The following is an 11336-nucleotide window of genomic DNA, read 5'->3' as shown; positions in this document are numbered from 1 at the left end:
CGCACGCGCTACCAGGTGCGGCTCGAGGTCGCCGACCGGCCCGGCGTGCTGGCGACCGTCGCCGCGGTGCTCGCGGCGCACGACGTGTCGATCGAGGCCGTCCGCCAGACGCCCGCGCGCGACGGCGACCCGACCAGCGCGGTCGCGCACCTCGTCATCACGACGCACACCGCCCCCGACGCTGCCCTGCAGGCCACCGTCGACGCCGTCGCCGGCCTCGACGTGGTCCGCAGCATCGTGTCCGTCCTGCGAGTCGAAGGAATCTGATGGCCCACCAGTGGCGCGGCGTGATCGCCGAGTACGCCGACCGCCTGCCCGCGCACGTCCAGGAGAAGGTCGTCACGCTGGGGGAGGGCGGCACGCCGCTGATCCCGGCGCCGGCGCTGTCGGAGCGCTCGGGCGCGGACGTGTACGTGAAGTTCGAGGGCATGAACCCGACGGGCTCGTTCAAGGACCGCGGCATGACGACCGCGATCTCCGCGTCGGCGGCCCGCGGCGCGAAGGCGGTCGTGTGCGCGTCGACCGGCAACACGTCCGCCTCGGCCGCGGCGTACGCGACGCGTGCGGGCATGGTGTGCGCGGTGCTCGTGCCGGACGGCAAGATCGCGATGGGCAAGCTGTCGCAGGCGATCGCGCACGGCGCGCGGCTGCTGCAGGTCGACGGCAACTTCGACGACTGCCTGGTCGCGGCCCGCAAGCTCGCCGAGGCGTACCCGGTCGACCTGGTGAACTCCGTCAACCCGGACCGCATCGAGGGCCAGAAGACGGGCGCGTTCGAGATCGTCGACGCGCTCGGCGACGCCCCCGACATCCACGTCCTGCCGGTCGGCAACGCAGGCAACATCACCGCGTACTGGAAGGGCTACCGCGAGTACGCGGGCCTGGACGCGGGCGAGAAGCACGGCGCGGTCGCGTCGCGCACGCCCGTCATGTGGGGCTTCCAGGCCGCCGGCGCCGCGCCGATCGTCAAGGGCTTCCCGATCGACCAGCCGGAGACGATCGCGACCGCGATCCGCATCGGCAACCCCGCGTCGTGGCAGCAGGCGGAGGAGGCGCGCGACGTGTCGGGCGGCCTCATCGAGTCCGTCACGGACCAGCAGATCCTCGCGGCGCACCGCATCCTGTCGGCCGAGGTCGGCGTGTTCGTCGAGCCCGCGTCGGCCGCCGGGGTCGCAGGGCTGCTCATGCTCGCCGAGCAGGGTCGCGTCCCCGCGGGCGCGCGCATCGCGATCACGGTGACGGGTCACGGGCTCAAGGACCCGCAGTGGGCGCTCAAGACCCCCGAGGGCCACGACGTCGAGCCCGTGCGCGTCTCCGCGGACGTGGTGTCGATCGCCGCCGCGCTCGGCCTGGACTGAGGCCGCCATGCGCCTGGGTGCGGACCACGTCCGCGTCCGCGTCCCCGCGACGAGCGCCAACCTCGGTCCGGGGTTCGACGCGCTCGGTGTCGCGCTCACGCTGCACGACGAGCTCGAGGTCCGCGCACTCGGCACGCCGGGCGTCACGGTCGAGCTGCACTCGGGGACGCTGCGGGACGCGACCGTCTGACGGGCGCGCACGCGCCGCAGCGGTTGCGCGCCCGCGCCGGGCCGCGCTCGCGTCGCGCTGCCCCCGTTGCCGCCACGGTCGGCGCTCCGTAGCGTGGCAGCCCTCGGACCGGGGGAGACGCGCATGACGACGACCCAGCAGCACTCGCTGCGGGCACAGCTCTGGCGGCGCAAGCCCGTCACGGCCGCGACCCGCGAGTCCTCCGAAGGGCTGCGACGGTCCCTCAGCACGTTCAGCCTCATGATGTTCGGCGTCGGTTCCACGGTCGGGACCGGCGTCTTCTTCGTCATGCACGAGGCCGTGCCGGACGCCGGGCCCGCCGTGGTCGTGGCGTTCGTGCTCGCCGGGGTCGCGGCCGGGCTGTCCGCGCTGTCCTACGCCGAGATGGCGTCCGCCGTGCCCGTGTCGGGGTCGACCTACTCGTACGCGTACGCCACACTCGGCGAGGTCGTCGCGATGGGCGTCGCCGCGTGCCTCGTGCTCGAGTACGCGGTGTCGACCGCCGCCGTCTCGGTCGGCTGGAGCGGCTACCTCAACCAGCTCCTCGACAACCTCTTCGGGTTCACCGTGCCCGCGTGGCTGTCGGCGGGCCCGCTCGACGACGACCCGGGGATCGTCAACCTGCCGGCGCTCGTCCTCGTCGCGCTGTGCACGCTGCTGCTGGTACGCGGAGCGAGCGAGTCGGCCCGGGTGAACACGGTCATGGTCGTCATCAAGCTGGCGGTGCTCGGCCTGTTCGTCGCGGTCGCGTTCACCGCGTTCGACGCCGACCACTTCGCCGACTTCTCCCCGCACGGCGCTGCCGGCGTCACGATGGCCGCCGGCACGATCTTCTTCACGTTCATCGGCCTCGACGCGGTGTCGACGGCCGGGGACGAGGTGCGCGACCCGCAGCGCGCCATGCCGCGCGCGATCCTCGGCGCGCTCGCGATCGTCACGACGATCTACCTGCTGGTCGCCGTGTCGGCGATCGGCGCGCAGCCCTGGCAGGAGTTCGGCGACCGGGAGCAGGCGGAGGCAGGCCTCGCGCGGCTGCTGCAGGACGTCACCGGCTCGACGTGGCCGGGCACGGTGCTCTCCGCGGGTGCGGTCGTGTCGATCTTCTCCGTCACGCTCGTGACCCTCTACGGGCAGACGCGCATCCTGTTCGCGGTCGGCCGCGACGGGCTGCTCCCGCGCGCGTTCGCCCGCGTGAACCCGCGGACGCACACACCCGTCCAGAACACCGTCATGGTCGCGTGCGCGGTGGGGCTGCTCGCGGGGTTCGTGCCGCTCTCCGACCTGTGGGACCTGGTCTCGATCGGCACGCTCGTCGCGTTCATCGTCGTGTCGGTCGGCGTGATCGTCCTGCGCCGGTCCCGGCCGGACCTGCCGCGCGGCTTCCGCGTCCCGGCGTACCCGCTCACGCCGTTGCTGGGGATCGCGTCCTGCGTCTACATCCTCGCGGGCCTGCACTGGTACACGTACGCCTGGTTCCTGCTCTGGCTCTCCGTCGTCCTCCTCTTCTACTTCCTGTGGGGGCGTCACCACTCGCTGCTGAACCGTGCCGTGGAGGCCGGGCTGCCCGTCGGCGAGGAGCGACCGCGATGACCATCGTCGTCGGCGCGCAGCCGTTCGGGGACGCGCGCGGCGCGCTCGAGCTCGGCGCGAACCTCGCGCGCACCCTGCCCGAGCGCTCGGGCGTGTTCGTCCTCGTCGTCGCGACCGTCGTCCCGCCGCGCGACGACGCCCGCGGGGTCGACGAGCGTCTCGCACGCGCCCAGGACGCCGCCCGTTCGTGGGCTGCGGAACGCGCGTCGGGCATGCAGGTCGAGTTCGTCACCGTGCCCGCCCGGTCCGTCGCCCGCGCCCTCGTCCAGGTCGCCGTCGAGGCGGACGCGACCGCGCTCGTCCTCGGATCGTCGCCCGACGGCGGGCTCGGGCACGTCGTCGTCGGGTCGACCGCGGACTACCTGCTGCACTCGTCGCGCGTCCCCGTCGCGCTCGCGCCCCGCGGCTACCGGGCCGCCGCCGTGCCGGGCGCAGGACCGCTCGACGTGCCCGTGCACCGACTGACGGCCGCGTTCGGGCCCGGAGCTGCGGGGGAGGAGTCGGTGCGCTGGGCGGCCGCCCTCACGCGCTCGATCGACGTCGGCCTGCGGGTCGCGTCGTTCGGCGTCCGCACCCCGACGATGTTCCCGCCGGAGGTCGGGTTCGACGTCGAGGCCGAGGTGTCCGCGCAGTGGCGCGACCAGATGCTCGACGCGCAGCGTGCGCTCGGCCTGGGGCCCGACGTCGAGACGGTCGCGCCCGTCGGGACGAGCTGGGCCGACGCGATGGACCGTCTCGACTGGCAGCCGAACGAGCTGCTCATCGTCGGGTCGTCGAGCGCGGGCGCCCTGCGCGCGGTGTTCCTGGGCACGCGCGCGACCAAGCTCGTGCGCCACTCGCCCGTGCCCGTCCTGGTCGTGCAGCACATGCCGCCCGTGTTCACGCGGCAGCTCGCGGCGCGGCTCGACCGCGTCGGTCCCGCGACGGTCGTGGAGGCGGGCGACGACGAGCCGCTCGAGCCCGGGCACGTGTACATCGCGCCCGGCGACCGGCATCTCGGCGTCGACACCCGTACTGGGATGCTGCGCACCGCGCTCGACGACTCGCCGCCGATCAACTTCTGCCGGCCCGCGGCCGACGTCCTGTTCCGCTCCGCCGTGCGCGCCGTGCGCGGCGAGCTGCTCGGCGTGGTCCTCACCGGCATGGGCGTCGACGGCCGCCAGGGCTGCGTCGACGTCGTCGGCGCGGGCGGGACCGTCCTCGTGCAGGACCAGCCGTCGAGCGTCGTCTGGGGCATGCCCGGAGCCGTCGCCACCGCCGGGCTCGCGCACCGCGTGCTGCCCGTCGACCAGATCCCCGCGGCCGTGGAGGACGTCCTCACCCACGCCGCCGCCGACACCACCGGAGCGCACCGATGAGCCTCGCCCCCGACGCCTTCGCCTACGTCGCGGAGCTGGTGGCACGACGCGCCGGCATCAACCTCGACGCGGGCAAGGAGTACCTCGTGGAGTCCCGGCTCCAGCCGCTCGCGCAGCGGGCCGGGCACACCCGCGTCGACACCTACGTGCGCGAGCTGCGCACCGGCGAGCGCGAGGCCGACGTCCGCGCGGTCGTCGACGCCCTCACGACCAACGAGACGTCGTTCTTCCGGGACGGCGCGCCGTTCCGCGCGCTCGCCGAGCACGTCGTGCCCGCGCTGCGCGGCGAGGGCGGCAGCCTGCCGCGGCTGCGCGTGTGGTCGGCCGCCTGCTCGACCGGGCAGGAGCCGTACTCGATCGCGATGACGCTCGCCGACGCGGTGCCGGACACGGCCGTCGAGATCGTCGCGACCGACATCAACGCGACCGTGCTCGACCGCGCGTCGCAGGGCGTCTACTCGCGGCTCGAGACCAACCGCGGCCTGCCGACGCCGATGCTCGTGCGGCACTTCGAGGCCGACGGCACCGGCTGGCGCGTGCGCGACCACCTCCGCCGGCAGGTGACCTTCCTGCGGCACAACCTGCTCGACGCGCCGCCGTTCGGCGGGGGCTTCGACGTGGTGTTCCTGCGCAACGTCCTCATCTACTTCGACCTGCCCGTCAAGCAGGCCGTGCTCGACCGCGTCCTCGCGGCCATGCGCCCGGGCGGGTTCCTCGTCCTGGGTGCGGCCGAGACGACGATCGGCCTCGACGACGGCTGGGAGCGAGTGCCCGTCGAGCGCGGCGCGGTCTACCGGGCCGCCGCCGTCCCCAGCCTGCTCACGCCCACCCTGCGGTCGTTCGCGCCCGCGCCGATAGCCCCCCTCGGTGTCGTGCCGTCCGCGCGCGTCGCCGCCGTCCCGCTGTCCGACAGCGTCCGAGGAGAGAGCCGATGAGAGCACTCGTGGTCGACGACTCGCGGACGATGCGCCGCATCGTCGCGAACGTCCTGGAAGGGCTCGGGTTCTCGACGACCCAGGCCGCCGACGGCCAGGAGGCCCTCGACGCCCTCCAGCAGGAGGGCGCCGTGGACCTCGTCACCGTCGACTGGAACATGCCCGTCATGGACGGGCTCGAGCTGGTCACGCACGTCCGCAAGAACCGCGAGTGGCGCGGCGTGACGCTCATGATGGTCACGACCGAGGCCGAGCAGTCCCAGATCGTGCGCGCGCTCGCGGCAGGCGCGCACGAGTACCTGATCAAGCCGTTCACCGCCGAGGAGCTGCGGGCGAAGCTCGACCTGCTCGGCCTCGTCCCCGTGGAGGAGACCGCATGAGCACCGACGTCGCGACCGACCAGGTCCTGCTCATCGCCCGTGACGTGTTCGCGTCGATGATCGACGGCGAGGACGGGCACCTGAACGCCTGGGAGGGCGAGACGCCCGCCGTCGAGGAGCCCGTGCACGCGTGGGTCGACCTGTTCGGCGAGCTGAGCGGCCGCGCGGTGCTCACGACCGCGACCGCGACGGCGCACGACCTGGCCCGCGCGCTGCTCGGCCTGCCGGCCGACGAGGAGGTCTCGCACGAGGACCTCGTCGACGCGTTCGGCGAGCTCGCCAACGTCGTCGGCGGCAACATCAAGGCGCTCATGCCCGACGCCGCCAAGCTCGGCCTGCCGGCCGTCGCCGACACCGTGCCGCTGCTCGAGGGCGCGCTCCGCGTCCAGGAGCTCGCGCTGTCGTGGCGTGGCCGCCCGATCGTCGTGGAGCTCTGGGTGCTCCTGACCGGGGGCGGGCAGTGAGCCCCGTCCCCACCGTCCCTGGCACGACCGCCGCGCCGACCGTCCCGCGGCGCCGCACCGAAGGAAGGAACCGATCATGATCCGCGTCCTCGTCGTCGACGACAGCCGCGTCATGCGCCAGATCGTGATCCGCACGCTCCGGCAGGCGGGTTACGACTGGGACGTGCGCGAGGCGTCCGACGGTGCGGAAGCCCTCGCGGCCGTCCGCGCCGACGAGCCCGACGTCGTCCTGTCGGACTGGAACATGCCGAACGTGTCCGGCATCGAGCTGCTCGAGGCGCTGCGCGCCGAGGGCTTCGAGACGCCGTTCGGGTTCGTCACGTCCGAGGGCTCGCCCGAGATGCGGGCCACCGCGGACGCCGCCGGCGCGCTGTTCCTCATCGCCAAGCCGTTCACCGCGGAGTCGTTCCGCGAGGTCATCGAGCCGGTGCTGGCATGAGCGCGCAGACCCCGCTGGCCGGTGCCGTCGAGGTCCGCGACCTGCTCGAGAGCCTCGTCGGCCGCGAGGTCGACGTGCTCACGGGTGCGACGAGCCAGGACCCCGCCAAGGGTGACGGCTGCCTGGTCGGCGTGTACCTCGACGACACCCAGCAGGTCGCCGCGCTCGTCCTGCTCGACGTCGCCGCCGCCGCGTACCTCGGCGGGGCGCTCGGGCTGGTCCCGGTGAAGATGGCGCAGCAGGCCGTGAACCACGGCGGGCTGCCCGCGGGCCTGCTCGAGAACGCGAGCGAGATCCTCAACGTGCTGGGCTCGCTGCTCAACGCGGAGGGGGCGCCGCACGTCCGGCTCGACGTCGTCTACGAGCCCGGTCACCCGCTGCCCGCGGACGTCGCGCGGCACGTGCCGGCGTTCATGCGGCGGTGCGACCTCGAGGTCGACGTCGCCGGGTACGGCCGCGGCGGGTTCTCGCTCGTCGTCGTCTGACGCCGGTCAGCGCCCGGTGGTCGGGCCCGTCTGCGGTCGCCGCAGGCGGGCCCACCCGAGCGCGCCCAGACCGATCACGACGCCCGTCGCGCACACCACGGCGGGGACCCAGTCGGTGACGCCGGTCCAGCCGAGGACCGCGCAGACGACGAGCCCGGCCGCCCACACGCCGGTGCCCACGAGGAGCACGTGCGCGAGGTCCACCTGCACGGGCGGGGGCGGCGTGCGCTCGGGGCGCAGCAGCCGGTCGAGGAGCGACGGCACGGGCGAAGCCTACGACCGGCGCAGGGTGCCGACGATCACGTCCACGGCCTGCGCCATCTGGTCGAACACGCGCGCGTAGAGCGCGTCCGACTGGCCGATCGGGTCGACGACGTCGTCCTCGTCGGGCGTCGCGTGCACGCGACCGCGCTGCGCGGCGGCGAGCGTCACGAGCGCGCGCAGGCGGTCGGCGGGTGCGGGGCCGGCCGCGTCGAGCTGCGCCGGGTCGACGAGCGGGGCCAGCCGGGCGAGCTCGCGCAGCGTGTAGGTGCGGCGCACCGCCGCGGGCACGAGCTCGACGACCGCGGACCGGTGGCTGCGGGTGAGCGCGAGCACGACGTCGGCCTCCCGGACGGCGGTCGCGTCGAGCTGCCGGGCGACGAACCGGTCGGCGACCAGCCCGCGGCCCGCGACCAGGGCCGCCATCTGCGGGCTCATCGCGGACCCGACGACGGCACGCGTGCCGGCCGACGCGACCTCGATCCCTCCCGTCGCCACATCCCCCCGGAACGCGCCGCCCGTGCCCGCGGCGAGCAGCCGCTCGACGGCGGGGGAGCGGCAGATGTTGCCGGTGCAGACGGTGAGGACGCGCACGGGCGCGGCGGGGTCGACGGTCACGGCGACCATGATGCCCGGCGGGGGTGCGCCGCCCGGTACCGCCGGGCGGGCGTCGCGCTCGTCACTGTGTGACGTTCATGTTGCGGACGGTGGGAACCACCATGCGGACGCGATCGTTCTCCTACGATCTGCGCATGGCTTCCCCCTCCGCCCCCGTCGCGCAGGACGAGACTCCGGCGCCACCTCGCAACGCGGTCGACCGCTACTTCAAGATCACCGAGCGCGGCTCGACGATCGGCACGGAGATCCGCGGCGGTCTCGTCACCTTCTTCACGATGAGCTACATCATCGTGCTCAACCCGCTCATCATCGGCACCGTCGCGTCGGACGGCGGCAACGGTGCGTTCCTCGGCGGCGGCGACGCCCCGAACCTCGCGGCGGTCGCCGCGACCACCGCCCTGGTCGCGGGCGTCATGTCGATCCTCATGGGCGCCGTCGCGAACTTCCCGCTCGCGCTCGCCGCGGGCCTCGGCCTCAACGCCGTCGTCACCTACTCGATCGCGTTCCTGCCCGGCATGACGTGGCCGGACGCGATGGGCATCGTCGTGCTCGAGGGCCTCATCATCCTCGTGCTCGTCCTCACCGGTTTCCGCGAGGCCGTGTTCCGCGCGGTCCCCGTCGAGCTCAAGACCGCGATCTCCGTCGGCATCGGCCTGTTCATCGCGTTCATCGGCCTCGTCGACTCGGGCTTCGTGCGGATCCCGTCGAGCCTCGCGACGCCCGTCGAGCTCGGCATCGCCGGCTCGCTCGGCTCGTGGCCGCTGCTCGTGTTCTCGGTCGGCCTCATCACCGCGATCGTCCTCATGGTCCGCAAGGTCAAGGGCGCGATCCTCATCGCCATCGCGACCGCCACGGTCCTGTCGATCATCGTCGAGGCCATCACCAAGGTCGGCCCGTCGACGCCCGACGGCAGCAACCCCGGCGGCTGGAAGCTCAACACCCCCGCGATCCCCGACCAGGTCGTCGCGACCCCCGACTTCTCGCTGCTCGGCCAGTTCTCGCTGTTCGGCTCGTTCGAGCGCATCGGCGCCGTCGCGGTGATCCTGCTGGTCTTCTCGCTGCTGCTCGCCGACTTCTTCGACACGATGGGCACGATGGTCGCCATCGGCGGCGAGGCCGGGCTGCTCGACAAGGACGGCAACCCGCCGCGCACCAAGCAGATCCTCATCGTCGACTCGCTCGCCGCGGCCGCCGGTGGTGCGGGCTCGGTCTCGTCCAACACGTCGTACATCGAGTCCGCCGCGGGCGTCGGCGACGGTGCCCGCACGGGCCTCGCCGCGATCACCACGGGCGTCGCGTTCCTGCTCGCGACGTTCCTCGCACCGCTCGTCGACGTCATCCCGTTCGAGGCCGCGACCCCGGCGCTCGTCGTCGTCGGCTTCCTCATGGTCATGCAGATCAGCGGCATCGACTGGAAGAACTTCGAGGTCGCGATCCCCGCGTTCCTCACCATCGTCCTCATGCCGTTCGCCTACTCGATCACCGTCGGCATGGGCGCGGGCGTCATCGCGTTCGTCGTCATCAAGCTCGCGCTCGGCAAGGCGAAGGTCGTGCACCCGCTCATGTGGGGCGCGGCCGCGCTGTTCGTCGTGTACTTCCTGCTCGGCCCGATCAAGGACGCCCTCGGCGTCTGATCGCAGCTCAGCCGGTGGTACGGGCCGGGTCCTCCTCCGGGAGGGCCCGGCCCGTCCGCTTCTGCGCGACGCGGCGGGCCGCGAGCAGCGCCGCGACGCCGAGAGCCGTGCCGAGGGTGTTGAGGACGACGTCCTGCACGGTGGGGACACGGGACGGGAGCGCGACGAGCTGCGTGAGCTCGATGGCGGCCGACGTCGCCCCGCCGAGAGCCACCGCCCACCACGGGCGCCGCAGCAGGACGCCGACGAGCAGGCCGAACGGCACGAACAGCACGACGTTCGCGACCGCCTCGGTGCCCGCGTACGTCACCGGGAGCCCACGGTCCTGGAGCCACGCGAGGACCGTCCTGACGAGGCCGAACGTCGCGTCGGGTGCGGGCTCGGGCCACAGCGTCAGCCGGGCGACCCCCGCGAGGTACACGACGAGCGCCGCCACGAGCACGCGATGTCGCGCGGCGGGGGAGGACGGCATCCCGTCACGCTAGCCGTGAGTGCGGGCGGCGCACCGCTTTCCAGATGCCTGGGGCAGTTGTACCGTCGAACGCGGGTGCCGTGTCCGTGCGCGGCACCGACGGCCTGGGGGAAGCCGAGGGGGCTCACATGAACGTTCGACGCCTGATCGCCGCTGCGCTCGTCGCGGGCGGCCTGCTCCTGTCCGCAGGGAGCGCAGCGACCGCAGCACCGGGCGACGACGGCTACCGCGCGCCGAGCGTGGTCGCGACCGTGTCCGACCCGACGCCCGCGCCCGGGCAGTCGTTCAGCTTCACCATCCAGCACACGCCGAACACACCCGTGACGCTCACCATCACGGCGCCCGCGTCGATCCCGGACAGCGCGATCACGATCGCCGGCACCAAGTCGCTCACCAAGACGACCGACGCCGCCGGGTCCGTGACGTTCACCGTGACGCTCGCGCAGGCCGGCACCTACACGCTGACCGCCGTCGACGCGGCCACGGGTGCGGTCATCGCGACCGAGGTGCTCGCGGTCACGTCGTCCGGGACGGGCGCGGTCGAGGCGGCCGTCGCGAGCGCGGTGCCGCCCGACGGCGTCGTGCTCACGCTCGAGAACGGCCACTACGGCGAGCGCATGCGGCAGATCGCGCAGTCGCACGGCATCCCCGTCCGCCGGTTCGAGGTGCCGTGGGGACGTCCGCTCGACGCCCGCGACGTCGCGGCCCGGCTCGCCACGGAGCCGCAGGTCACGCACGTCACGCTCGTGCACCACGAGACCAGCACGGCGATGCTCAACGACCTGGCCGGCATCGCCCGCGTCGTCGCCGACGCGGGCCGGTCGCTGGTCGTCGACGCCGTGAGCAGCGTCGGGTGCGAGGACGTCGACGTCGCCGCGCAGGGCGTCGACTGGCTCGCGGGGACGTCGAACAAGTGCCTCGAGGGCATGCCCGGGCTGTCGTTCGTCACCGCGCGCGCCGACCTGCTCGACGCACTCGACGGGCGCCCGGGTCGCGGGTACACGGTCGATCTCGGCCGGCACCACCGGGCCCAGGCACGCGCGGGCGTCCCGGCCAGATCAGCATCCGCCCAATGTGCCAGCCGCACGCCGATCCGGCGCGGGGGAGCGGGGTGGACTTCGGCACACCCCGAGCCGTTGCGAGAACGCGGCT

At 73.6% G+C, this 11336-nt stretch carries 14 protein-coding genes and 1 pseudogene; 12 read left to right on the top strand and 3 right to left on the bottom strand.

What is annotated here, in order from left to right:
* The 10 genes and pseudogenes from HGA02_RS03245 to HGA02_RS03200 form a co-directional block, all read left to right on the top strand.
* On the top strand, positions 1 to 267 hold a 267-nt coding region (locus HGA02_RS03245), incomplete at its 5' end, for an ACT domain-containing protein (RefSeq protein ID WP_168677539.1).
* Entirely contained in the window at positions 267 to 1358 is a 1092-nt protein-coding gene (thrC, locus tag HGA02_RS03240; protein WP_168677537.1) for a threonine synthase, read from the top strand. The genes HGA02_RS03245 and thrC, both read left to right, overlap by 1 nt.
* A gap of 7 nt (positions 1359 to 1365) precedes the next feature.
* Positions 1366 to 1515 (top strand): annotated as a pseudogene (locus HGA02_RS03235) (homoserine kinase); the annotation flags it as partial.
* A gap of 156 nt (positions 1516 to 1671) precedes the next feature.
* Complete coding sequence (locus HGA02_RS03230) at positions 1672 to 3138, top strand: APC family permease (protein WP_168677535.1); 1467 nt, start codon at positions 1672 to 1674, stop codon at positions 3136 to 3138.
* Positions 3135 to 4496: a chemotaxis protein CheB gene (locus HGA02_RS03225; protein ID WP_168677533.1), complete on the top strand. Its 1362-nt coding sequence runs from the start codon at positions 3135 to 3137 to the stop codon at positions 4494 to 4496. The genes HGA02_RS03230 and HGA02_RS03225 overlap by 4 nt, the downstream gene beginning before the upstream one ends.
* Entirely contained in the window at positions 4493 to 5431 is a 939-nt protein-coding gene (locus HGA02_RS03220) for a CheR family methyltransferase (protein WP_168677531.1), read from the top strand. The genes HGA02_RS03225 and HGA02_RS03220 overlap by 4 nt, the downstream gene beginning before the upstream one ends.
* Positions 5428 to 5811 carry a response regulator gene (locus HGA02_RS03215; RefSeq protein WP_124342398.1) on the top strand — a complete coding sequence of 128 codons (384 nt, stop codon included), beginning with the start codon at positions 5428 to 5430 and terminating at the stop codon, positions 5809 to 5811. The genes HGA02_RS03220 and HGA02_RS03215 overlap by 4 nt, the downstream gene beginning before the upstream one ends.
* Positions 5808 to 6275 carry a chemotaxis protein CheX gene (locus tag HGA02_RS03210; protein WP_124342397.1) on the top strand — a complete coding sequence of 156 codons (468 nt, stop codon included), beginning with the start codon at positions 5808 to 5810 and terminating at the stop codon, positions 6273 to 6275. Before HGA02_RS03215 ends, HGA02_RS03210 begins: the two co-directional genes overlap by 4 nt.
* Before the next feature lie 76 nt (positions 6276 to 6351).
* Positions 6352 to 6714 (top strand): response regulator, encoded by a 363-nt coding sequence (locus HGA02_RS03205; RefSeq protein ID WP_124342396.1) that lies wholly within the window; start codon positions 6352 to 6354, stop codon positions 6712 to 6714.
* Positions 6711 to 7199, top strand: a complete 489-nt coding sequence (locus HGA02_RS03200; protein WP_168677529.1) for a hypothetical protein — start codon at positions 6711 to 6713, stop codon at positions 7197 to 7199. Before HGA02_RS03205 ends, HGA02_RS03200 begins: the two co-directional genes overlap by 4 nt.
* A 6-nt stretch (positions 7200 to 7205) precedes the next feature.
* Here the strand turns inward: HGA02_RS03200 and HGA02_RS03195 are convergent, their stop codons facing one another.
* Together HGA02_RS03195 and HGA02_RS03190 are read right to left on the bottom strand one after the other, a co-directional pair.
* Positions 7206 to 7463 carry a DUF2530 domain-containing protein gene (locus tag HGA02_RS03195; protein WP_168677527.1) on the bottom strand — a complete coding sequence of 86 codons (258 nt, stop codon included), beginning with the start codon at positions 7461 to 7463 and terminating at the stop codon, positions 7206 to 7208.
* A 9-nt stretch (positions 7464 to 7472) separates the two neighbouring features.
* Positions 7473 to 8078 (bottom strand): arsenate reductase/protein-tyrosine-phosphatase family protein, encoded by a 606-nt coding sequence (locus tag HGA02_RS03190; RefSeq protein WP_343035245.1) that lies wholly within the window; start codon positions 8076 to 8078, stop codon positions 7473 to 7475.
* A 134-nt stretch (positions 8079 to 8212) separates the two neighbouring features.
* On the opposite strand from HGA02_RS03190, the gene HGA02_RS03185 reads away from it, so the two are divergent.
* The gene (locus HGA02_RS03185; protein ID WP_168677523.1) at positions 8213 to 9712 is read left to right on the top strand and encodes an NCS2 family permease; all 1500 of its coding nucleotides are present in this window, start codon (positions 8213 to 8215) and stop codon (positions 9710 to 9712) included.
* 7 nt (positions 9713 to 9719) lie between these two features.
* On the opposite strand, the gene HGA02_RS03180 is transcribed toward HGA02_RS03185, so the two are convergent.
* Complete coding sequence (locus HGA02_RS03180; protein WP_168677520.1) at positions 9720 to 10184, bottom strand: VanZ family protein; 465 nt, start codon at positions 10182 to 10184, stop codon at positions 9720 to 9722.
* Positions 10185 to 10312: 128 nt separating this feature from the next.
* Between HGA02_RS03180 and HGA02_RS20725 the strand changes: the two genes are divergently transcribed.
* Positions 10313 to 11336 (top strand): aminotransferase class V-fold PLP-dependent enzyme (locus tag HGA02_RS20725; RefSeq protein ID WP_168677518.1); only part of this gene is annotated, 1024 nt, incomplete at its 3' end.

Origin of the sequence: Cellulomonas septica (assembly GCF_012396155.1) — a bacterium.
Taxonomy (GTDB): Bacteria; Actinomycetota; Actinomycetes; order Actinomycetales; family Cellulomonadaceae; genus Cellulomonas; species Cellulomonas septica.
Note: the sequence above shows the minus strand (reverse complement) of the source record. Positions and strands in the feature narration are given on the sequence as shown.